Source organism: Pseudarthrobacter sp. TE9888 (genome assembly GCF_056279345.1).
Map to the genome: position 1 here is coordinate 913959 of NZ_JBWBRD010000002.1, position 23283 is coordinate 937241.

Below are 23283 nucleotides of genomic sequence, written 5' to 3' on the forward strand. Positions count from 1 at the left end.
GCCAGCATCACCCCAAGGATTACTGCCAGCATGAAGCTTGCCGAATTCAACAGCGCGGATCCGGCCTCCGCCCAGGCCCTCCTGCGGCCCTGCATCGACGTCAGCCGCTGGGTGGAGGCCGTAGCCGGGGCCCGGCCCTTCGCCGCCCGCAATCAGCTCCTGGAGTTCGCCGCCCAAGCGGCCAGCCCCTTCACCTCGGCAGAGGTTGAAGCCGCCATGGCCCACCACCCCAGGATCGGGGAACGCCCGACGGCGGCCAGCGCCGAGGCGTCCATGTCCCGTTCCGAGCAGGCCGGCGTGGACCCTGCCGATACTGCTGTCGCCGATGCCCTGGCGCGCGGGAACCGGGAGTACGAGGAGAAGTTCGGCCGCGTCTTCCTGATCCGGGCAGCCGGTCGCAGCGCCCAGGACATCCTTGCGGCCCTGAAGCAGCGGCTCACCAATTCCCCCGAAGAAGAAGACAGCATCGTGGCCCAGCAGCTGCGCGAAATCGCCGTACTGCGGCTCGAAGGACTGATCAACGAATGAGCGTCTCCCACGTGACCACCCACATCCTCGATACCGGTGCCGGACGCCCGGCGGCGGGGGTCGCCGTCGTCCTTTCACGGAACGACGCCGGCACCTGGCGTGAGCTGGCCGCCTCCAGCACCGACGCCGACGGCCGGGCCAAGGACCTGGGGCCGGACCAACTGGAACCGGGCCACTACAAACTGAACTTCGCCACGGGCGCCTACTACGCAGGTCTGCAGACGCAGACGTTCTTCCCGGAAGTGGACCTGGTTTTCGAGGTCACCGGCCCCGAGCACTACCATGTTCCGCTGCTCCTGAGCCCGTTCGCCTACTCCACCTACCGCGGCAGCTAGCAGTCCGCCCCGGGCTTCCGCAGGCCGGCCGGACTGCCGCAATGTCATGGCCATCACATTAACCGGCATAGGATCAGGAAGTATGGCTTCGAATAAGGAAACTGAATCCGATACCGATGCGGAAGGCGGACAGTCCGGCGGCGTACAGTCCGTGGAGCGGGCCCTGACCGTCCTGGAGATCCTGGCACGCGAGGGACATGCGGGCGTGAGCGAAATCGCCGAGGAAATGGGGATCCACAAGTCCACCGTGTCCCGGCTGATGGGTTCGCTGGTCACCCGCGAGATGGTCCATCAAAACAGCGAGCGCGGGAAGTATCAGCTCGGTTTTGGGATCCTTCGCCTGGCCAGCTCGATTCCGGGCCGCCTGAGCCTGGTCCGGGAGGCACGGCCCGTCCTGGAGAGCCTGGCGGATGAGTTCAAGGAAACCGTGAACCTGGCCGTCCTGCGCTCCAACTATGCCGTGAACGTGGACCAGGCCATGGGCCCTTCCACCCTGGCCACGTACGACTGGGTGGGAAGCCTGACCCCGCTTCACGCCACCTCCAGCGGAAAGGTCCTCCTCGCGGCCCTGGAGGCGGACGACCGGGACAGGATCCTGAAGGAGACAGGCCTGACTGCCCGCACCGCCCGGACTATCACCTCCCGCAAGGAACTGGATGCCCAGTTGCTCGAGGTAGCGGCCAAGGGCTACGCGGTAGTGCGGGAGGAGTTCGAGATCGGCCTGAATGCCGTGGCAGTGCCCGTCTACAACCACCAGGGGGCCGTGATCGGCGCCCTCAGCATCTCCGGGCCGGCATTCCGCTTCGAGCCCGAGAAGATCCCGGGCCTGCTGGAAACCCTCAAGGACGCGGGACTAAAAGTCAGCGCCAACATGGGGTACACGCAGCGCTGAAGGCCGCCAGCGTCAGCAACGCAGTGACCCCGGGGTTCGTTGGAACCCCGGGTCACTGCCTCTTTAAGCGGCGGCCTGTTCCCCTCCGCCCGCCTGCCGAACCGCGTTTCTGGGGCACGTCGCCCTGGCTTTGAAAATGACGTAAAGCACACTTGTTGCTTAACGCGAACTCTGTTGATCTTTGCAGAACCAGCCATGTGGAATGGAGCCCCGGCGCGTACAGCGCCGGGGCTCCATGGTTATTGCCTGGATTGGGAGCTGAAGCTCCCAATCCAGGGGCTATGTCCAGATTTGATAGCCGGACGACTTGTCGAAGATGCGGCGTGTGCTGATGCCCTCGGCGGCTATCCAGAGCACCGTGCCGTCCTCCGCAGCCTGGTCCACCACCCCGCTGGCCACATGCTCTCCCCGCAGCCACACTTCGACACTGCGGCCCGGCAGGCGTGCCCAGTCGGCGCGGAGGCCGAGAGCCTTCTTCGAGGTGCCGCTTTGCCCATCCTGTTCGGGGTCAAGGCCAGTGGCACGATGTGGGGCTTCAAGGGTTGCCTGGGAATTCACTGGTCACTCCAATCACCGGCGCCGTCGCCGCTCGAAACCATCACTGATATTTGATTGATATATCAATCTGGAATCCGAGTATGGTCCAGGTCACACTCCGTGTCAACAGGCGCCCAGGGCGGCTGGGGCTACGCCTTGAAAAGGGCCTCCCGGACCGCACTTTCGAATCCGCTGACATGGGCGCGGGCAAGCTCCGCAGCCCGTTCCTCATCCCCATCGATGACTGCACGGAGCAGATCGAGGTGCTCATGGACGTGGTGGGACAAGTCAGGCAGCCGGTCGATGACCATGCACCAAATGCGCGTTGCCAGGTTGTCATAGCGGATCAGGATGTCTTCCAGGTGCGGGTTGGCAGCGGCGGCGTAGATGCCCTGGTGCACCCGGGCATCTAGCTGCAGCGTTTCTGTCACCGTTGCCGAGGACACGTCGAATTCCTCGACCTGTTCGAGAATGGCGCGCAGCCCGTCCCGGACCGCGGGGGAAGCCACCCGCGCGGCACGCGCCGCCGCCAGTGGTTCGAGCTGGGCGCGGATCTCGGAAATGAACGAAAGGTCGGTCACGTCCACCCTGGTGGCGAACGTGCCCCGCCGGGGATAGGTCTTCACCAGCCGGTCCAGCTCCAGCCGCTTCAGGGCCTCGCGCACGGGAGTCCGCCCCACGCCAAGGTTCTTGGCCAGGAGCTCGTCGTTCAGCAGCTCGCCCGGTTTGATCTCAAGGGTCAGCAGCCAGTCGCGGATGCTTTCGTAGGCGACCTCGGCCAGGGACTTCCTCCCCGCGTCGTCCGTCACCGCCAAAGCTTCGAATGCCATTGCTGAGCCCCTTCTTCCCGACCAGAAAAAACTATTGACCTCGCCTGGGGACCAGTATACGCTGGCACTCAATCTAATATATCAGTCCGTTGCTTTTGAATATATCTAGAAGGAGGAGGGGCCATGACCCTCATCGAAACAGCCTCAGCAACCATCACCCTGCCGGCGCTCAAGGAAGAGCAGAAGCAGAAGTTGGTGCTGACCCTGTCGTGCAAGGAGCAGGCAGGAATTGTGCAGGCCGTGACCACGTTCCTGTTCGAACGTGGCTTCAACATCGACGAGCACCAGCAGTTCGACGACAGCCTGCGCGAGACGCTCCACCTACGTACCGCGTTCTCCGGCTCCCCCAACTACACGCCTGCCATGCTCGAGGAAGAGTTCGCAGGCATCGCCGGCCGGTTCGACATGAAGTTCAGCTTCCACGACCAGACCCCCAAGCGCGTCCTGGTCATGGTGTCCAAGTTCGGCCACTGCCTCAACGACCTCATCTTCCGCTGGCGGGGCGGCAGCCTCGGAGGCGAACTGGTGGCAGTTGTCTCCAACCACGAGACCCACCGCGCCATGGCGGAAGCCGCCGGGCTCCCCTTCATCTACGTCCCCGTCACCCCGGACACCAAGGCCGATGCCGAGCGCAGGCTGCTGGAGCTGGTGGACGAGTACGAGGCCGACCTCGTGGTCCTGGCCCGCTACATGCAGGTGCTCTCCGACGACCTCTGCCGGGCATTGGAGGGCCGGGCCATCAACATCCACCACTCCTTCCTCCCCGGCTTCAAGGGCGCACGCCCCTACCACCAGGCCTACGACCGCGGAGTCAAGCTGGTGGGCGCCACCGCCCACTACGTCACCGCCGACCTGGACGAGGGTCCGATCATCGAACAGGAAGTCATCCGCGTGGACCACACCTACGGCCCGGCCCAGCTGTCCACCGTTGGCCAGGACGCCGAAGCCCTCGCCCTCTCCCGCGCCGTCCGCTGGCACTGCCAGCACCGCGTGCTGCTGGACCAGACCAGCACCGTGGTGTTCCGCTAAGCACCCCCGTCCGCAGACCTAACCCGTAAAGCAGCAGGAGAGACTCCCTTGGAATCGTCACCACGCATCGTCATCATCGGCGCCGGCATCGTCGGCACCAACCTCGCGGATGAACTCGTCACGCGCGGCTGGAACAACATCACCGTCCTGGACCAGGGCCCCCTCAACATGCCCGGCGGCTCCACCTCGCACGCCCCGGGCCTGGTCTTCCAGACCAACCCCTCAAAGTCCATGGCCCTGTTCGCCAAGTACACCGTGGAAAAGCTGCTGTCCCTCACCGAAGACGGCGTCAGCTGCTTCAACCAGGTGGGCGGCCTGGAAGTTGCCACCACCGAAACCCGCCTCGCGGACCTGAAGCGCAAGCTCGGCTACGCACAGGCATGGGGCATCGAGGGCTCCATCCTCTCCCCGGCCGAATGCAAGGAGCTCTACCCGCTCATCAACGACGAGGACATCCTCGGCGGCCTCCACGTTCCCAGCGACGGCCTCGCTTTGGCCGCCCGCGCGGTCCAGCTGCTGATCAAGCGCACCGAAGCGGCCGGCGTAAAGTACATCGGCAACACCGAAGTCACCGGCATCGAGCAGTCCGGCCGCCGGGTCACCGGCGTCCAGACGCCCGACGGCGTGATCCCGGCAGACATCGTGGTCTCCTGCGCCGGCTTCTGGGGTGCAAAGGTCGGCGAGCTGATCGGCATGTCCGTGCCGCTGCTGCCGCTGGCGCACCAGTACGTCAAAACCACCCCGGTCCCGGCGCAGCGGGGCAAGAACGAACTGCCCAACGGCGCCCGGCTGCCCATCCTCCGCCACCAGGACCAGGACCTTTACTACCGCGAACACGGCGACCGCTACGGAATCGGCTCCTACGCCCACAGGCCCATGCCCGTGGACCTCGACGAACTCGGCAGCTTCAAGCCGGACGAGATCAGCGAGCACAACATGCCCTCCCGCCTGGACTTCACCCTCGAGGACTTCCTTCCCGCATGGGAGGCCACCAAGCAGATCCTGCCCGCCCTGCGCGAAAGCGAGATCGAGGACGGCTTCAACGGCATCTTCTCCTTCACCCCGGACGGCGGCTCGCTGGTGGGCGAGTCAAAGGAAGTGGACGGATTCTTCGTCGCCGAAGCCGTGTGGGTCACCCACTCGGCAGGCATCGCCCGCGCCGTGGCCGAGCTCCTGGTGGACGGCAAGTCCTCGATCGACCTGGGCGACTGCGACATCCACCGCTTCGAGGAAGTGCAGCTGACCCCGGAGTACGTCAGCGAAACCTCGCAGCAGAACTTCGTGGAGATCTACGACGTGCTGCACCCGCTGCAGCCCAAGCTCTCCCCGCGCAACCTGCGCGTCAGCCCCTTCCACGCCCGGCACAAGCAGCTGGGCGGCTACTTCCTGGAAGGCGCCGCCTGGGAACGCCCCTACTGGTTCGAAGCGAACGCCGAGCTGCTCAAGGAAATGCCCGCAGACTGGCAGCCGCCGGCCCGCGACTCCTGGTCCGGCATGTTCAGCTCCCCCATTGCCGCGGCCGAGGCATGGAAGACGCGCACCGCCGTCGCCATGTACGACATGACCCCGCTCAAGCGCCTCGAAATCTCCGGACCCGGCGCCCTGAAGCTGCTGCAGGAACTGACCACCGCAGAAATGGACAAGAAGCCCGGAGCCGTCACCTACACACTCCTGCTGGACGAGCAGGGCGGGGTCCGGAGCGACATCACCGTGGCCCGCCTGGACGAGCAGACCTTCCAGCTCGGCGCCAACGGCAACATCGACACCGCCTACTTCGAGCGGGCTGCCCGGCACCAGACCGAAAGCGGCAGCACCGAAGACTGGGTCCAGGTCCGCGACACCACCGGCGGCACCTGCTGCATCGGCCTCTGGGGTCCGCTGGCCCGTGAGGTGGTCGGCGCGGTCAGCAGCGACGACTTCACCAACGACGGCCTGAAGTACTTCCGGTCCAAGCAGGTGGTCATCGGCGGCGTCCCGGTCACCGCGATGCGGCTGTCCTACGTCGGGGAACTGGGCTGGGAGCTGTACACCAGCGCCGACAACGGCCAGCGCCTTTGGGACGCGCTGTGGAAGGCCGGCCAGCCGTTCGGCATCATCGCCGCCGGCCGCGCCGCGTTCAGCTCGCTCCGCCTGGAAAAGGGCTACCGCTCCTGGGGCACCGACATGACCACTGAACACGACCCCTTCGAGGCAGGCCTCGGCTTCGCGGTGAAGATGGCCAAGGAAAACTTCGTCGGCAAGGCGGCCCTGGAAGGACGCACCGAAGAAAACTCCGGGCGCCGCCTGCGCTGCCTCACGGTCGACGACGGACGCAGCCTGGTGCTGGGCAAGGAACCGGTGTTCTACAAGGACCAGGCGGTGGGTTACGTCACCAGCGCCGCCTACGGCTACACCGTCCGCAAGCCCATCGCCTACTCCTACCTGCCCGCGGAGGTCTCGGTCGGCGATTCGGTGGAGATCGAGTACTTCGGCCGCCGGATTGTGGCCACCGTGACCCAGGATCCGCTGTACGACCCCACCATGTCCCGGTTGCGCGGCTAGCACCATGATCAGTTCAGAAACAGTCAGCAGCTACCTCGCCCGGTTGGCCGCAAAGCAGCCGACGCCGGGCGGGGGCGCCGCCGCGGCCCTGCACGCAGCCCAGGGCGCCGCCCTGGTGGCCATGGTGGCGCGTTACACCACCGGCGCCAAATACGAAGAGCACGCACCACTGGTAGAGCGCATCACCCAGGCTGCGGACGACCTTGTCACCGAGGCGCTGCGCCTGGCTGAAGCGGATGAACAGGCCTTCCAGGCGGTCATCGACTCCTACAAGCTCCCGTCCGGCACCGATGACCTCAAGGCCGCCCGGGCGGCCGGGATCCAGTCAGCGCTTATCCAGGCGGCACAGACCCCTGCCCGGCTCATCGAGCTGTCGGGCGGCATCGTGGACCTTGCCACCGAACTGTTCAACGTCGCCAACGCCAACGTCATCAGCGACGTTGCCGCGGCCGCGGACGCCGCCCGGGCAGCTGCCACCACGGCGCGCGTCAACATCGACATCAACGTCGTGGCGGTCAAGGATCCGGAGGCACGCGCGCTGCTGGCCCGGCAGACGGACGGCATCGAAGAGAAAGTGGTCCTGGCGGCAGACGCCCTCTCGGCCCGCGTGAGGGAAAGGATCCTGGGTTGAGCACCGCAGTACTTTCCGGAAAGCCTTTGGCCGGTTTGATCCAGCAGGAGGTCCAGGACCAGGTCCGCTCGCTTGAACGGGACGGCGTCCGCCCGGTCGTGGCGGTGGTCATGGCGACCGCCGATGAGTCGACGCGCTGGTACGTCCGTTCCATCGAGCGGGCAGCGGAGCGCGCCGGAATCGGCTGCCGGGTCATCGACCTTGGCCATGATGCAACGGAACCGGCGCTGGCCGGTGTCCTGCGGGACCTCAGCGCCGAACCGTCCGTGAACGGCATCATCCTGCAGACCCCCCTGCCGGAAGGGGTCCGGACCGACAACCTCGTGGGCCTCATCGCCCCGGAAAAGGACATTGACGGCGCCAACCCGCTGAGCCTCGGCCGACTCGCCGTGGGCCAGCCGGCCTTTGCTCCCGCCACCGCCCGCTCCGTCGTCGAAATCCTGGACCACTACCAGGTTCCCGTGGCGGGCAAGGACGTAGTGGTGGTGGGCCGGTCCGCCGTTGTGGGCAAGCCGCTCTCCCTCCTCCTGCTGGCACGCGACGCAGCCGTGACCGTCTGCCATTCCAAGTCGGGCCCGCTGGAGCGCTACACAAAGGATGCCGACGTCGTGGTGGTCGCAGCCGGGCGCGCGGGGCTGCTGACCGGCAGCCAGGTCTCTGCGCGGACCATAGTGGTCGACGTCGGCACGAACGTCCTTGCCGACGGCTCGCTGGTGGGTGATGTGGACCAAGCCAGCGTCACCGGGACCGCAGCCGGACTCACCCCTGTTCCTGGCGGGGTGGGGTCTGTCACCACGGCATTGCTGCTCCTCCACACCGTGGAGGCTGCACGCCGGCAATCGTCGTCCCTGCCGCTGCCGGCCGAAGCCGCTGGGGCCCAGGTCCTGGAAGCCGCGGGCTAGGAAAGGCAGCGTCAGCTACGGGTGTCCCGTTTTTCGTAAAAGGTGCTTCGGTGGGCCTAAGACCTGGGGAGGTATTCCTCATCGAAGCACCGTTTTCGGAAAACGGGGCCCCGTGGCCGGTGTGCGCCCGCCAATCAACTAGGAGGGGGCCGGATGCCCGGCACTGGACCGACAACTACCGTTATCAGAAGTGCAGGCATGCCCGGTCCCGTCCAGGAACGGGGATGCATACCGTGGTCTGAAGCGCGCCATGTCGCCTACGGCTCGGCCATTCCGCTCCCGCCGGTGAACGTCCCGCTCGCTGAGGCCATTGGGCGGACCTTGAGCCGGGATGTCACCGCGCTCCAGGACCTGCCGCACTATGCCTCGTCCGCAATGGACGGCTGGGCCGTGAACGGACCCGGCCCCTGGCTGCTGGCCGGATCCGGCCAGTACCCATCCCTGCCCCGCGAAGGCAACAGATTTTTGCCTGCAAACAGCGCCTCCGTGATTGCCACCGGCGGCCTAATACCGCATGGCGCCGATGCCGTCCTGCGGAAAGAAAGTGGCCTTGCTGCAAGGGACACCAAAGGCAACCACGTCCTGGGACTCCGCCCGGAGGCGAAGGCCGGAGAGCCGCGCAGCGGCCAACACATCCGTCCCGCCGGGCAGGAAGCCCGGTCCGGGGACGTCCTCATACCCGCCGGCACTGTCCTAAATCCCGTGCAGGTGGCCCTGGCTGCGGCGGCAGGGCACGACGCCCTGCAGGTCCGCGCCCGGCCGGCCGTCGCCGTCGTACTCACCGGGGCTGAAGTGGTGACGCAGGGCATCCCGGCGCCCGGGCAGGTCCGGGACACCTTTGGCCCGCAGCTGGGAAACGTCGTTTCCCTCCTGGGTGGCGTTCCCGGCGCCCCGCAGCGGATCGGCGACTCCTTGGGCAGCTGGCTGGATGCCCTGGACAGCCCCGTCCGGCCCTCCGGCGCCGCAGACGTCATCATCACCACCGGCGGCACCGGTAAGTCCGGGACGGACCATTTCCGTGCCGCCATCGACGCCCTGGGCGGACTGTTGCTGGTGGACGGCATAGCGATGCGCCCCGGGCATCCGGCCGTGCTCGCGGGGCTTCCCGACGGGCGGTTCGTGATCGGCCTTCCAGGCAATCCCCTGGCGGCCGTAATGGCCCTGCTCACCATCGGCGCACCCCTGATCGCCTCGCTTGGGGGCACCCAGCTGCCTCCGTTGCAGCTCGTAATGTCCGGCTGCGACCTTGAAGGCGATCCGGGAAGGACACGCCTGGTCCCCTGCCGGTTCCTGTCCGGCCTCGCGTTCCCGGTCCAGCACACCGGCCCCGGCATGATGCGGGGGCTTGCCTGGGCGGACGCCGTGATGGCCGTTCCACCAGAGGGCGTTGATTCCGGAGGACCCGTTCCCGTGCTCCCGCTTCCGTGGGCAGCACAACCAGAAACCGCAAGGGCACCCAGGGCGGAGGCCACCATCCCACCCTGACGCTGAGATTTGCCCTGCTTACCCCTCACCAGGCACCCGGTACGGCAGAGGTTTCCCTGTCCCAGAGGGCAGGGCTTTTGGCGTGCCCTGGAGTACCCACAGGAGCGCCTACTTACTTCGCCTTTAGCGGGTCACACTCTTGACATTGAATGTGAGCTAGCGCACGATTTTGTTGCATACAGCGAAGGTTGTTGATCATCACGGAACGAAGCCCACCCGGATATGCTCCTCCCGTCCCCCGGCTCCACCCGTGATGACTTTGGGGAACAGACGAACGAATTCATGATGGCCGATCCAAAAGGGCCCCTGGCCTGCGCATCGGCCGCACAACGCTGCCAGCATCCATGCGGCAGCGCCAGATCACCAAAGGAAACTGTCTATGACTATCAGGGATGGCAGCACCATCGATCAAAGCAGCGCGGGGCGCCGAAACCGGGGAACGACGCCGAAGCCTGTCCGCGGGTCCAGGAAACAACGCTCTGGCGCCTTCAGCGGTTTGCGCTGAAGCCGGAAGGGAACGAATCTCAATGATCAATCCGACCAAGACGACGGGCCCCGTCTACACCTCCTCATCAAAAGAGACCAGCTCCAAGTTCAAACGCCGCTTCATGGTGCGGCTTGTCGCGGTCTTCATCGGCGGGATGTTCCTCGACGGCTACATCCTCGGCATCATCGGCCCCGTCACCGGACCCATGAGGTCAGATCTCCAGCTCGACGCCCTGTCGCTGGGCATGATTGCCGCAGGCCCGCTGGCTGGCATTTTCATCGGCTCCCCGCTGGCCGGGTGGGCTACTGACAAATTCGGCCGCAAGCCGATGTTCCTCGTGGACATGGGCCTGTTCCTGATCGCCTCAGCGGCCCAGTTCTTCGTAACCTCCGGAGACGGCGCCGTGATCCAGCTGGCGCTCATCAGATTCATGATGGGCGTCGCGATCGGCGGCGAGTACTCAATCGGCGGCCCGCTGCTGTCAGAGTTCTCCCCTCCGAAGCTCCGCGGGCGGCTGCTCGGGCTGACCCTGATCGCCTGGTACGTCGGCTTCATGATGGCATTCATCATTGGCACCCTCCTGCACGACGCCGGCACCCCCTGGCGCCTTGTCATCGGCACGAGCACGATACTGGCCTTCGTTCTGTTCATCGCGCGCATAGGCCTCCCCGAATCGCCGAGCTGGCTCATCACGAAGGGACGGCGTGAGGAAGCACTCGCGATCGCCCACAAATACGTCGAATCGCCACAGATGCACAACAGCATCACCGAGGAGATCGACCTGAGGATGATCCAGGAGGCCCAGGCCGCAAAGGGCCGGACCAAAATCAAGAACGCCTCCTTTGGAATGTTGTTCTCGAGGGAGCACTGGCGGACCACCCTGTTCACCGCGGGGTTCTGGTTCTGCGCGGTCACCCCGTACTTTGCGATCGCGACCTTCGCCGACGACGTGCTCAGCCAATTCGGCTTCGGCGGCGGCTGGGCCGGTGGAGTCGGCCTGTCCGCACTTGCGGCCGCGGGTGTTGTTACCACCGTGCTTCTGATCGACAAGCTGGGCCGCCGGATCCTCACCGTGCCCGGACAGTGGCTCTGCGCAGGCATCCTGCTGGTCATCGGCGTATGGGCGGACGCACCAGCGATCCTCGTGCTCGCCCTGTTCCTCGCGTTCTCCTTCTTCAACGCCGGCTACACCACATTGACCCAGGTCTATCCGGCCGAGGTATTCCCCGCCCCCCTGCGCGGCATCGGCATGGGCTTCGCCGCGGCTTTCAGCCGCATCGGAGCCGCACTCGGCACCTTCGCCCTGCCGTGGGCAATCAGCAACATCGGCCTGGGCCCAAGCATGGTCGTGGCCGCCATCGTCGCATTGCTCGGCGCAGTCCTTTCGCAATGGCTCGCGCCTGAGACGAAGGGGCGCACCCTCGCCGAGATCTCTGCAGACGTCTCCCACTAATACCGGCACAGCACGGCTACGCGCCGCCGGATAACCGGCGCTGCACACAAGAGGCCTTCGCCGCACCAGCGGCGGGGGCCTCTTTGCCGCCTATGGACACAGCCCCGCCCATGGCCGCAACAAAGCAGGAAACCCTTGACATCCCATGTGAGCTGAGACACCCTGTTGCATATAGTGATGCGCGTTGCTCATAGCGAAGCAAATTCCATCACCCGGTCAGGCGGATTCCAGCACCAACCAGGAGAACCAAAAATCATGAGCGCATCACCCCGCGTCGTCATCATCGGAGCCGGCATCGTCGGCACCAACCTCGCCGACGAGCTGGCAAGCCGCGGCTGGGACGACATCACCGTCGTCGAACAAGGCCCGCTGGAGCTCGCCGGCGGCTCCACGTCGCACGCCCCGGGCCTCGTGTTCCAGAACAATCCGTCCAGGACCATGACGGAGTTCGCCACGTACACCGTCAACAAGCTCCTCGCCCTGGGCAAGGACGGCCAATCCTGCTTTAACCAGGTGGGCGGCCTGGAGCTGGCAACCACTCCCGAACGCCTGGCCGACCTCAAGCGCAAGATGGGCCTGATGACCTCCTGGGGTGTCGAAAGCCGGATCATCGACGCCGACGAATGCGAAAAGATCTACCCGCTGCTGAACACCGGCAAGCTTTCCGGCGGCCGCGAGGTCCTGGGCGGCCTGCTCATCCCCACCGACGGACTCGCCCTGGCGGCCCGTGCGGTACAGCTGCTGATCGAGCGCACGCGCGAACAAGGCGTGACGTACCGCGGCTCCACGACCGTCACCGGCATCGCCCAGGAGGGCGGCAAGGTCACCGGCGTCGAAACCTCCTCCGGCGTGATCCCCGCCGACATCGTGGTCTCCTGCGCAGGGTTCTGGGGCCGTGAGCTCGGCCGGATGGTGGGCCTGGAAGTACCCCTCCTGCCGCTGGCCCACCAGTATGCAGTCAGCACGCCGCTGGCCGAACTCGAGGGCGTCAACGAGCTCCCCAACGGCGCCGGCAAGCCCATCCTGCGCTACCAGGACAAGGACCTGTACTACCGCGAGTGGGGCGACCGCATCGGCATCGGCAGCTACGCCCACCGCCCGATGCCCGTGGACATGTCCGCACTGCCGAAGGTCCCTGCCGAGGACATGTCCGACCACCGCATGCCTTCCCGCCTGGACTTCACCCTCGAAGACTTCATTCCCGCCTGGGAGGACAGCCAGGACCTGCTGCCGGCACTTCGCGGCACCGAAATCCAGGACGGCTTCAACGGCATCTTCTCCTTCACCCCGGACGGCGGTCCGCTCATGGGCGAAGCACCGGACCTCGAGGGCTTCTTCGTGGCCGAGGCGGTCTGGGTCACGCACTCGGCCGGCGTTGCCAAGGCCATGGCAGAGCTGATCATCGACGGCCAGCCACAGACCGACCTGCACGGCTGCGAGCTGACCCGTTTCGAGAAGGTGCAGACCTCCGACGCCTACGTCAGCGAGACCTCACAGCAGAACTTCGTGGAGATCTACGATGTCATGCACCCGCTGCAGCCCCGCGAATCGCCGCGGAACCTGCGCGTGAGCCCGTTCAACGTCCGCCAGAAGGAACTCGGCGCCTTCTTCCTGGAGTCCGCCGCCTGGGAACGCCCGCACTGGTTCGAAGCCAACCGCGGACTCCTGGCCGAACTGCCGGAAGAATGGCGCGCCCCGGAGCGCGAGGAGTGGGCAAACATGTTCCACTCCCCCATTTCCGCCGCCGAAGCGTGGAGGACGCGCACCGCCGTCGGGCTTTACGACATGACGCCGCTGAAGCGGCTCTCCGTCACCGGCCCCGGCGCCCAGGCGCTGCTGCACCGGCTCAGCACGGGCAACATCGCCAAGAAGCCGGGTGCCGTGACGTACTGCCTGCTGCTGGCGGAGGACGGCGGCATCCGCAGCGACGTGACCGTGGCCAGGCTCGCTGAGGAGGAATTCCAGCTGGGCGTGAACAGCAACGTGGACTTCGACTACCTCCGGGTGGAGGCCCGCCGGCAGTCAGCGGCGGATCCCTCCCAGTGGGCGCACGTCACCGACATCACCGGCAGCACCTGCTGCATCGGCCTGTGGGGTCCGCTGGCCCGCGAGGTGATGGGCAAGGTCAGCGACGACGACCTCACCAACGACGGCCTCAAGTACTTCCGGACCAAGCAGATCTCCGTTGGGGGCATCCCCGTCACGGCCATGCGGCTCTCCTACGTTGGCGAACTCGGCTGGGAGCTCTACACCACCGCCGAATACGGACTGAAGCTGTGGGACCTGCTGTTCGAGGCCGGCCGCGAGCACGGCATCATCGCTGCCGGCCGCGGCGCCTTCAACAGCATGCGCCTGGAGAAGGGCTACCGGCTCTGGGGCACGGACATGACCACCGAGCACCACCCGTACCAGGCCGGCCTGGGCTTCTCCGTGGCCAAGGACAAGACCGGGTTCGTCGGTGCCGACGCACTGGCGGTCCGCAAGGAACAGCCGGCAGCTAAGACGCTGCGCTGCCTGACCGTCGACGACGGCACGTCAGTGGTGCTGGGCAAGGAACCGGTGTATGTGGGCGGGGAAGCCGTTGGGTACGTCACCAGCGCGGCCTACGGCTACACCGTCCGCAAGCCCATCGCCTACGCCTGGCTGCCCACGTCGGTGACCGAAGGGGACTCCGTGGAAATCGAGTACTTTGGCCGGCGCGTAGCCGCCACCGTCAGCGCCGAGCCGCTCTTTGACCCGGGGATGGAACGCCTCCGCGGCTAACCTGCCCACACCACGCCAGGTGGTTGGGCCTGCTTGAGACCAGCAGGCCCAACCACCTTTTTGTTGCCCAATGGAGCGGGCACTGCGGCAACGAAAAAGGAACCAGTCCCAAGGTTGATCCTTGGGACTGGTTCCTTTGCCCTTCAGAAACCGGGCTCCGGATATCAGTTGTTGAGGTAGCCGTTCGGGTCCAGGACGTACTTCGTGGCAGCTCCGGCGTCGAACTCCGCATACCCGCGCGGGGCGTCGTCGAGCGAAATGGCCTTTGCATTGACCGCCTTGGCGATCTGGATCCTGTCATGCAGAATCGCCATCATCAGCTGCCGGTTGTACTTCATCACCGGGCACTGGCCCGTGGTGAAGGACAGGGACTTGGCCCAGCCGGTACCCAGGGACAGGGACAGGCTTCCCTTCCGGGCGGCCTCGTCCGCAGCTCCCGGATCGCCCGTGACGTAGAGCCCGGGAATGCCCACGGAGCCGCCGGCAGTGGTGAGGTCCATCAGCGAGTTGAGCACTGTGGCCGGCGCTTCCTGGGCGCCGTGGCCGTGGCCGCGGGCCTCGAAACCGACCGCGTCGATGCCGGAGTCGACTTCCCGGACGCCGAGGATCTGCTCGATCTGGTCGGCGGGGTCGCCGTTGGCCACATTGACGGTTTCACAGCCAAAGGACTTGGCCCTTGCCAGGCGGTCCTCGTTCAGGTCGCCCACGATAACCACCGCGGCTCCCAGCAGCTGGGCGCTGGCGGCCGCGGCAAGGCCCACCGGACCCGCTCCGGCAACGTACACGGTGGACCCCACACCGACGCCGGCCGTGACCGCACCGTGGAAGCCGGTGGGCAGGATGTCGGAGAGCATGGTCAGGTCCATGATCTTCTCCAGTGCCTGGTCCCGGTCGGGGAACCGCAGCAGGTTCCAGTCCGCGTAGGGAACCAGCACGTACTCCGCCTGGCCGCCCACCCAGCCGCCCATATCGACATAGCCGTAGGCAGAGCCGGGACGGTCAGGGTTCACGTTCAGGCAGATCCCCGTCTTGCGCTCTTTGCAGTTCCGGCAGCGCCCGCACGAGATGTTGAAGGGGACCGAGACGATGTCCCCGACCTTGATGAACTCGACGTCGGGCCCGGTCTCGATAACTTCGCCAGTGATCTCGTGCCCCAGGACCAACCCGGCGGGGGCGGTGGTCCGGCCGCGGACCATGTGCTGGTCGGACCCGCAGATGTTGGTGCTCACGGTGCGCAGGATGACGCCATGGGGAACCTTCCGGCCAATATTGGCGGGATTGACGCCGGGTCCGGCCTTCAGTTCAAACGTGGGATACGGGGTGTCGATGACCTCGACGACTCCGGGCTCTTTGTAGGCAACAGCTTTGTTTCCTGACATGGGCATGGCTCCTATCGTTGGCGTGCGATTGCCACGGAAGGCCTGACGCTAATGCCTCAGGCCTTCCGTGTGGTCTTACTTTTCACTTGCAGTGAATCTTTGGGGGGTGCGCATGGCTCCCGCCGTTCCAGGGGCCTACGCGTCGATCACCATGTCGGTGCGCGCGGTGGAGCAGCAGGGAAGGAACTTGCCTGCATCGATTTCCCGTTTACGGATTCCGCCCTGGTGGTTCATGTCGATCTCCCCGGACAGCTTGACCACCTTGCAGGAGCCGCACATGCCCTCCTTGCAGTTGGCGCCGATCCGGACACCGGCGCGCTGTGCCACCTCAAGGATGTGCTGCTCGGGGTCGATCCGCACATTGATCCCGGAGCGCATGAAGGACAGGGTAAGGCTGCCGGTTCCCACGGTGTCGAAGCTTGAGGCGTCCGGGGTCTGCGCTTCCGGGGCCGCAGCCGGGGTGCCGGGGGCGGCTTCCGGGGTGGCGGCTTCCAGCGCGAGTCCCGTGGCCTGCAGGGTTCCATCCTCGTCGTAGCCGGGCTCGTACATCCCGAACGCCGCGGGCTGGCCTTCGAAGTAGTCTTCCGCGGACTCCGCGATTTCCTCAGCGATCTCCTCGGCGATGTCCGCCGCCAGGGCGAGCTCCGCCTGGTATTCAAGGAGGGTCTGACGGTCCCCGGAGAAGAACTCCATGTAGATGGAGGTGTCGTCGACGCCCACGCTCCCGAGCAGTTCAGTGGCGGTGTTCAGGTACCCCTCGGGTCCGCAGGCGTACACCTGGCGGCCGTTGGCGTCGGGTGCCACCTCATCGATCATGGCTGAGGTCAGCCGCCCGCTGAAGCCTTCCCAGTCCTCGGGCCTGCCGCGGTCGCCCAGGGCGTAGAAGACCTTGATGCGCGAGTCCACGGAAGCGATGTAGGCCAGCTCCCGGTGGAAGGCAAAGCCGCCGGCTTCCGCGCCGTGGTACAGCACCACCACGTCGGCCGTTCCCGGCAGGGAACGGATGGTCCGCACCATCGACATGATGGGCGTGATGCCGGCGCCGGCGGCCAGGAACAGGTACCGGGCGCGCCGGTCCGCATCAGGCAGGTGGAACGCCCCCACAGGTCCCAGCATGTCCAGGACGGTGCCGGGCCTGACGTTCTGGTGCACCCAGGGTGAAACCAGTCCGCCGGCATCGCGTTTGACGGTGACGCTGAAGGTCCAGGGTTCCGTGGGCGAACTGGACAGCGAGTAGCTGCGGTCCACCGGTTCCTGGTCCCCGCCGTTCACGGGGAAGGCGATGTTGACGTACTGGCCCGGACGGAACGCCAGTGGGGCGCCGTCGCAGCGGCGGAACACGAACGTCATCATGCCGCCCGCCTCGGGAACGGTCTCGACGCATTCGGCCATGAACTCCTGCGGATGCCACGGGCCCAGCGCCTTGGCTGCGCTGGCCGGTCCTTCGATGCTGCCCATCACCCGGTTCCACGGCATTTCAAGGCCGCGGATTCGCTGTGGTTCCTGGACGGGCGTCTCAGTGAGGACCTCAATCATGCCAAGTGCTCCTGCACGCGCTGGACGTACCAGTTGATAAAGGCCTCCACCTGGTATTCGCTCTTCATGTAGGGGCCGGGTTCGTAGGCGGGGCTGGCAGCACCCTGCTGGCACAGCTCAACGAATGCCTTGTCCTGGATGTTTGTCTGCTTCCAGGTGTAGGTGAGCTTGTCGAGGTCGTAGTCGACGCCTTCCTCGGCGTCGTCGGCCACCAGCCAGGTGGTGCGGACCAGGGACTGGTGCTCGTTGATGGGGAAGACGCCGAACGTGATGACGTGGTCGCCCAGGAAGTGGAACCAGCTGTTGGGCTGCAGGTGCATGGAGCAGCGGCCCAGGCGGAAGTCCCGCAGGTCCCCGAGCAGCTTCTTGGAGAGCCTGCGGCCGTCGGCCGAGAACGATTCGCCTTCTCCGTCAAGGGATTCGCGGGAAATGCGGATGCCGGCGATGCGGGTATCGAGTTCCTCAACCACTTCGTAGGGCAGGCCGTAGCGGCGGCACCTCTCCTCGAGCGAGGACTGGGCTTCCTTGTTGCGGTCCCACACCTCTTCGAGGTGGGTTGGGATCAGGCCCTCGGTGAGGCCCCAGGTGGGGAAGAGGGAGCAGGCGAGTTCCGGGTGCCCGTCGCAGTGGTAGCACTCACGGTTGTTCTCCATGACGAGCTTCCAGTTGCCCTCTTCGATGATGTTCTGCTGGTAGGCAATCTTCGTCTTGGACAGGTCGTGGGGTGCCAGGTAGGGCTCGAAGATCTTGGCGGTCTCGTCGAAGTCTGCGGGCGGAACGTCGGCGATGCAGACGAAGATAAGGCCGGCAACTTCGCGGCTGTGGGCGCGCTTGAGCGCAAAGCAGTTCTTGTCGAACTTGGCCTCGCCGGGGGCGGAGGCGTGGATCAGGTTGCCCTCGGGCGAGTAGGTCCAGGAGTGGTAGCCGCAGACCAGGTTTCCGGTGGAACCGGCGGCCTCGGTCAGGACGCGTGCACCGCGGTGGCGGCAGACGTTGTGCAGGACGTTGACCTCGCCCTCATCGGTGCGCAGCACGATCAGGGAGTAGGGGCCGTAGTCGACCGTGATGTAGTCGCCCGGCTCCGGAAGCTCGGCGACGCTGCCGGCAAAGATCCAGTGCTGGCCGAAGATGGCCTCCATGTCGAGCTTGAAGACCGTCGGGTCAGTGTAGAAGGGGGCATCGAGGGAGTAGCCCGTGCGCCGCAGGGCGAACAGCTCCGTAATTTCAGCCAGCTGCTCGGCAGGCAGTGTTGAGGCGAGCTTTCCGCGTGCGCTGAGCGGCGCGTTCACTGAGGTAGTCATGTGTTTCCTCCCGAATAGGGCTGGGTTGTGAGCATTTTGGGTGATTACGGAGCAGGCGGGGCATCAGGGGGTGTCCAAGACCCTGTTCCCGAATGTGGGGAGGTCAATCGGGAACAGAAGCGATGACTCCAGAAGAAAATCTGGAAGCACCTAACGCAACAGCGATCACCATATGCAACAGTGTGACTCTTGCCACGCCCAGTGTCAATCAATTTCGGATATGACGAAAAAGCATTGCGCGGGGTGCCGCACCGGGCGTGCGTTCAGGGCCCGTGCGCCGGCTCCCGGCTCGAAAACGGCAGCACAAAAACGGCGGCACACCGGGCTGCCGGTGTGCCGCCGTCGCGGGCCTGTGGAGTGGAGGTGACCGCGGCTACGCCGGGGTGCCTGCCAGCTCCCCTGCCGCCTCCTCAGCCACGGCTTCGGCACCCCTGTGCGGTTCGAATCGGACGAACATGGCCTTGAAACCGGGGGTGTTGGACACGCGGGCCACGTTTTCCTTGTGGACCAGGGCGTTGGCCTCCGGGAAGTACGCCGCGGCGCAGCCTTTCGCGGTGGGGTACGCAACCAGGCGGAACTTGTCTGCCCTGCGGTCAACGCCCTGGAACGTGCTCACTACATCAACGAGCTCGCGGTCCTGGAAGCCGGCTTCGGCGAGGTCCTCCGGGTGGATCAGAATCACGCGGCGGCCGCCGGAGATGCCCCGGTAGCGGTCGTCCAGGCCGTAGAAGGTGGTGTTGTACTGGTCGTGGCTGCGCATGGTCTGCAGCACCAGGTGCCCCTTGGGCGGCGTCAGGTATTCGAGCGGGCTGACGGTGAACCGTCCGCGGCCGATGTCGGTGGCAAAGGAGCGGGTGTCGCGCGGCGGGTTGGGCAGCACGAAGCCGTTCCTGGTGCGGACGCGTGCGTTGAAGTCCTCGAAGCCGGGCAGGACGCGCGCAATATGGTCGCGGATCACGTCGTAGTCCTCGGCCATGCCGCGCCAGTCCACCGGGTGGTCCGGCCCGAAGGTGGCTTCGGCCATGCGGGCCACGATCACAGGCTCGGCCAGCAGGTGTTCGGAGACCGGGGTGAGCCGTCCCTGGGTGGAGTGGACCACGGACATGGAGTCCTCCACGGACAGGAACTGGGCGCCCTTGGGGTGCTTGTCGTCCTTGTCCGTCCGGCCCAAGGTTGGCAGGATCAGGGACGTGCGCCCGTGGACCACATGGGAGCGGTTGGGTTTGGTGGAGATGTGCACTGTCAACCCGATCCGCTGCATCCCCGCTTCCAGGGTTTCGGTGTCCGAGCAGGCAAGGGAGAAGTTGCCGCCCATCGAGACGAACACGTCCACCTCGTCCCGTTCGAACGCTTCCATGGACTCGACGGCGTCAAAGCCGTGGTGCCGCGGGGACGAGATGCTGAACTCGGCGTCGATCGCGGCGAGCAGCTTTTCGCTGGGTTTCTCCCAGATACCCATGGTCCGGTCGCCCTGCACGTTGGAGTGCCCGCGGACCGGGCAGGCCCCGGCACCCGGCTTGCCGAAGTTCCCCTGGAGCAGCAGGACGTTGACCATTTCCTTGATGGTGTCCACCGAGTGCGGCTGCTGCGTCACGCCCAACGCCCAGCAGAAGATTGAGGCCTTGGACGCCACCAGCATCCCGGCCACCTTCTCGATCTGCTCCCGGGCCAGGCCGGTCGCAGTTTCAGTTTCGTCCCAATCAAGGGCACGGCGGGCGTCGCGGTAGGCGTCGAACCCGTCCGTCTGCGCGGCGATGAAGGAATGGTCGACGACGGTCCCCGGGTTTTGTTCCTCGGCCTCCAGGAGCAGGTGGCCCAGCGCCTGGAACAGCGCCAGGTCTCCGCCCACCTTGATCTGCAGGTACTCGTCAGCCAGCGGGGTGCCGCCGCCCACCACGCCCGAAACGGTCTGGGGGTCCTTGAAGTTGAACAGGCCGGCCTCGGGCAGCGGGTTCACGGCCACCACCTTGCCGCCCTTGTCCTTGCATTCCTTCAGCGCGGAGAGCATGCGGGGGTGGTTGGTACCGGGGTTCTGGCCCACCACGAAGATGAGTTCGGCGTCGTGGATGTCGTCAAGGGACACGGTGCCCTTGCCGATGCCGATCGTGGGGTTCAGCGCGGATCCGGAAGACTCGTGGCACATGTTGGAGCAGTCCGGCAGGTTGTTGGTGCCCAGTGACCGGGCGAACAGCTGGTAAAGGAAGGCGGTCTCGTTCGCGGTTCGCCCGGAAGTGTAGAAGACGCTGCGGTCCGGGGTGGTCGCCCGGAGGTGCTCTCCGATCAGCTCGAAGGCGTCAGCCCACGAGATCGGCGAGTAGTGGGTGTCGCCCTCGCGGATCACCATCGGTTCGCTGAGGCGGCCCTGGTTCCCCAGCCAGTATTCGGTCTTCCCTGACAGCTCGGCAATGGAATGCTTGGCCCAGAACTCCGCGCCCACGGTCCGCAGGGTGTTCTCCTCGGCCACGGCCTTGGCACCGTTCTCGCAGAACTCGGCCGCTTTGCGCTTCTTGTCCGATTCCGGCCACGCGCAGCCCGGGCAGTCGAAGCCGCCGCGCTGGTTCAGCCGGAGCAGGGACTGCGCCGTGCGGGTCACGCCGGCCTGTGCCACTGCGCGTTCCAGGGCCACCATGACGGCCTTGACCCCGGCAGCCTCGGTCTTGGGCTTGTGGACTTCGAGCGTGTCCTCGTCGATGTCCACAACGGGGGCAGGCTGCTTGCCGAACTTCATTGTTCCCACTTCCTCGCCGCCACCGGGGAGTTCCCGTGCCGGCCTCTGTTGTTCATGTGCACTGGAGGCGCGCCGGGAATCCCGGCGCGCCTCCAGGGCAGTCGTCGCGTATTGCCGCTACTGGGGAACCTTCGCCAGCGTTTCCTGCTCGGCGGCGATGGTGGTGTCCCCGCCGTGGCCGGTGCGGACCACGGTCTCCGCCGGCAGCGTCAGCAGCCGTTCGCGGATGGACTTCAGGATGGTGGGGTAGTCGCTGTAGGACCGGCCGGTGGCACCCGGGCCGCCGTTGAACAGCGTGTCCCCGGTGAAGACCGTTCCTTCGCTTTCGAGGTAGAAGCACGTCGATCCCGGCGAGTGGCCCGGCGTATGTATCGCCTTCAGCGTTGCCCCGCCCACCTCGAACACGTCCCCGTCGGAGTGGTAGCGGTCCGGCTTGGCGTCAGGGTAGACCTGCTCCCACAACACCAGGTCCTCGGAGTTCAGGAGGATCGGGGCGCCCAGGGCGTCAGCGACTTCCCGCGCGGCACCGATGTGGTCGTTGTGCGCATGGGTCAGCAGGATGGCCTTGACCTTCCGGCTGCGCACCTGGTTGATGATCGCGGCGGCATCGTGGGGCGCATCGATAATGACGCATTCCTCGTCGTTGCCCACGATCCAGACGTTGTTGTCCACATCCCAGGTTCCGCCGTCGAGCGAGAACGTGCCCGAGGTGACCAGGTTCTCGATGGTGACGGCCATCAGACCTCCACCGGGCTGACTTCAACAACGGAACGCAGGACCTTGCCTTCGTGCATCTTGCCGAAAGCCTCCTCCACCTGGTCGATGGTGATGCGTTCGGACACGAACGCATCGAGGTCCAGGTTGCCCTGTTTGTAGTGGGACACCAGCATGGGGAAGTCCCGGGACGGCAGGCAGTCGCCGTACCAGGAGGACTTCAGCGATCCGCCGCGGCCAAAGACATCCAGCAGCGGCAGCTCCAGCTGCATCTCCGGCGTGGGGACGCCCACCAGGACCACGCGGCCGGCGAGGTCGCGGGCGTAGAACGCCTGCTTGTACGTTTCGGGACGGCCGACGGCGTCAATCATCACGTCGGCCCCGTTGCCTCCGGTCAGGGCCCGGATGGCTTCCACCGCGTCCTCCTGCTTGGAGTTCACGCCGTGGGTGGCGCCGAGGGACTTGGCCATTTCAATCTTGTTGTCGTCGATATCAACGGCGATGATCGTCGTCGCACCCGCCAACTTCGCCCCGGCGATCGCGGCGATGCCCACACCGCCGCAGCCGATCACTGCCACGGATTCCCCGCGCTTGACCTCGCCGGTGTTGATCGCGGCACCGATGCCGGCCATGATGCCGCAGCCCAGCAGGCCCACCGCGGCCGCGTCCACCTCGGGATCGACCTTGGTGCACTGCCCCGCGGCGACCAGCGTCTTCTCCGCGAAGGCACCGATGCCCAGGGCGGGAGAGAGGACCGTGCCGTCCTCAAGGGTCATCTTCTGAGTGGCGTTGTGGGTGTTGAAGCAGTACTGCGGCTGGCCCTTGGCGCAGGCCCGGCACTCACCGCAGACGGCGCGCCAGTTCAGGATGACCCGGTCACCGGGGGCCACGGAGGTCACGTCCGGACCAACTGCAGAGACCACACCGGTGGCCTCGTGGCCCAGCAGGTACGGGAAATCATCGCCGATACCGCCCTGCTTGTAGTGCAGGTCTGTGTGGCAAACACCGCAGGTCAGGATGTCCACCAGGGCCTCCCCCTGGCCCGGATCCGGCACCAGGATGGTCTCCAGCGACACCGGGGCATTCTTCTCCCGGACAACGACAGCTTGAACTTTATGGACCATGGTTCTTGTGTTCCTTTCCTGGATCCGGCCGGATCCGGTGAGTCGGCACCAAGTGCCAATCTAGCTGACATGCCACGTCGGGAGACCA

Annotated in this window: 18 protein-coding genes; 10 read left to right on the forward strand and 8 right to left on the reverse strand. The window is 65.9% G+C overall.

The genetic code is table 11. The features are described from left to right. Window positions 1–30: 30 nt before the first annotated feature. From uraD to ACZ9J7_RS04910, 3 genes are all read left to right on the forward strand, one after another. On the forward strand, window positions 31–528 hold the full coding sequence (gene uraD / locus ACZ9J7_RS04900) for a 2-oxo-4-hydroxy-4-carboxy-5-ureidoimidazoline decarboxylase (RefSeq protein ID WP_476207505.1): 498 nt from the start codon (window positions 31–33) through the stop codon (window positions 526–528). Next, window positions 525–863, forward strand: coding sequence for a hydroxyisourate hydrolase (uraH, locus tag ACZ9J7_RS04905; protein ID WP_476207507.1), 339 nt, complete (start codon window positions 525–527; stop codon window positions 861–863). The genes uraD and uraH overlap by 4 nt, the downstream gene beginning before the upstream one ends. A gap of 82 nt (window positions 864–945) precedes the next feature. Beyond that, window positions 946–1755 (forward strand): IclR family transcriptional regulator, encoded by an 810-nt coding sequence (locus ACZ9J7_RS04910; RefSeq protein ID WP_476207509.1) that lies wholly within the window; start codon window positions 946–948, stop codon window positions 1753–1755. A gap of 279 nt (window positions 1756–2034) precedes the next feature. Here ACZ9J7_RS04910 and ACZ9J7_RS04915 read toward each other — a convergent pair whose 3' ends face one another. Continuing rightward, complete coding sequence (locus ACZ9J7_RS04915; protein ID WP_476207511.1) at window positions 2035–2313, reverse strand: hypothetical protein; 279 nt, start codon at window positions 2311–2313, stop codon at window positions 2035–2037. Between the two features lie 128 nt (window positions 2314–2441). Further along, window positions 2442–3122: a GntR family transcriptional regulator gene (locus ACZ9J7_RS04920; RefSeq protein ID WP_476207513.1), complete on the reverse strand. Its 681-nt coding sequence runs from the start codon at window positions 3120–3122 to the stop codon at window positions 2442–2444. A 123-nt stretch (window positions 3123–3245) separates the two neighbouring features. Here ACZ9J7_RS04920 and purU point away from each other — a divergent pair, with 123 nt between their 5' ends. From purU to ACZ9J7_RS04955, 7 genes are all read left to right on the forward strand, one after another. After that, window positions 3246–4151 carry a formyltetrahydrofolate deformylase gene (gene purU, locus ACZ9J7_RS04925; protein ID WP_476207515.1) on the forward strand — a complete coding sequence of 302 codons (906 nt, stop codon included), beginning with the start codon at window positions 3246–3248 and terminating at the stop codon, window positions 4149–4151. A 48-nt stretch (window positions 4152–4199) separates the two neighbouring features. After that, window positions 4200–6692, forward strand: a complete 2493-nt coding sequence (locus ACZ9J7_RS04930; protein ID WP_476207516.1) for a GcvT family protein — start codon at window positions 4200–4202, stop codon at window positions 6690–6692. Between the two features lie 4 nt (window positions 6693–6696). Then, on the forward strand, window positions 6697–7323 hold the full coding sequence (locus tag ACZ9J7_RS04935) for a cyclodeaminase/cyclohydrolase family protein (RefSeq protein WP_476207518.1): 627 nt from the start codon (window positions 6697–6699) through the stop codon (window positions 7321–7323). Beyond that, on the forward strand, window positions 7320–8225 hold the full coding sequence (locus ACZ9J7_RS04940; RefSeq protein WP_476207519.1) for a bifunctional 5,10-methylenetetrahydrofolate dehydrogenase/5,10-methenyltetrahydrofolate cyclohydrolase: 906 nt from the start codon (window positions 7320–7322) through the stop codon (window positions 8223–8225). Before ACZ9J7_RS04935 ends, ACZ9J7_RS04940 begins: the two co-directional genes overlap by 4 nt. 198 nt (window positions 8226–8423) lie before the next feature. Next, complete coding sequence (locus tag ACZ9J7_RS04945) at window positions 8424–9710, forward strand: molybdopterin molybdotransferase MoeA (RefSeq protein WP_476207521.1); 1287 nt, start codon at window positions 8424–8426, stop codon at window positions 9708–9710. Between the two features lie 527 nt (window positions 9711–10237). Continuing rightward, complete coding sequence (locus ACZ9J7_RS04950; RefSeq protein WP_476207523.1) at window positions 10238–11650, forward strand: MFS transporter; 1413 nt, start codon at window positions 10238–10240, stop codon at window positions 11648–11650. A gap of 255 nt (window positions 11651–11905) precedes the next feature. Next, window positions 11906–14413, forward strand: coding sequence for a GcvT family protein (locus ACZ9J7_RS04955; RefSeq protein WP_476207525.1), 2508 nt, complete (start codon window positions 11906–11908; stop codon window positions 14411–14413). Between the two features lie 164 nt (window positions 14414–14577). Here the strand turns inward: ACZ9J7_RS04955 and fdhA are convergent, their stop codons facing one another. The 6 genes from fdhA to ACZ9J7_RS04985 form a co-directional block, all read right to left on the reverse strand. After that, the gene (gene fdhA / locus ACZ9J7_RS04960; RefSeq protein ID WP_476207527.1) at window positions 14578–15792 is read right to left on the reverse strand and encodes a formaldehyde dehydrogenase, glutathione-independent; all 1215 of its coding nucleotides are present in this window, start codon (window positions 15790–15792) and stop codon (window positions 14578–14580) included. A gap of 135 nt (window positions 15793–15927) precedes the next feature. Then, window positions 15928–17328, reverse strand: a complete 1401-nt coding sequence (locus ACZ9J7_RS04965) for a ferredoxin reductase (RefSeq protein WP_476207529.1) — start codon at window positions 17326–17328, stop codon at window positions 15928–15930. Then, window positions 17325–18629 carry an aromatic ring-hydroxylating oxygenase subunit alpha gene (locus ACZ9J7_RS04970; protein ID WP_476207531.1) on the reverse strand — a complete coding sequence of 435 codons (1305 nt, stop codon included), beginning with the start codon at window positions 18627–18629 and terminating at the stop codon, window positions 17325–17327. The genes ACZ9J7_RS04965 and ACZ9J7_RS04970 overlap by 4 nt, the downstream gene beginning before the upstream one ends. Window positions 18630–19002: 373 nt before the next feature. Beyond that, window positions 19003–21357 (reverse strand): FdhF/YdeP family oxidoreductase, encoded by a 2355-nt coding sequence (locus ACZ9J7_RS04975; RefSeq protein ID WP_476207533.1) that lies wholly within the window; start codon window positions 21355–21357, stop codon window positions 19003–19005. Window positions 21358–21474: 117 nt separating this feature from the next. Continuing rightward, on the reverse strand, window positions 21475–22095 hold the full coding sequence (locus ACZ9J7_RS04980; RefSeq protein ID WP_476207535.1) for an MBL fold metallo-hydrolase: 621 nt from the start codon (window positions 22093–22095) through the stop codon (window positions 21475–21477). Then, the gene (locus ACZ9J7_RS04985) at window positions 22095–23195 is read right to left on the reverse strand and encodes an S-(hydroxymethyl)mycothiol dehydrogenase (RefSeq protein ID WP_476207537.1); all 1101 of its coding nucleotides are present in this window, start codon (window positions 23193–23195) and stop codon (window positions 22095–22097) included. The genes ACZ9J7_RS04980 and ACZ9J7_RS04985 overlap by 1 nt, the downstream gene beginning before the upstream one ends. Between the last annotated feature and the right edge of the window lie 88 nt (window positions 23196–23283).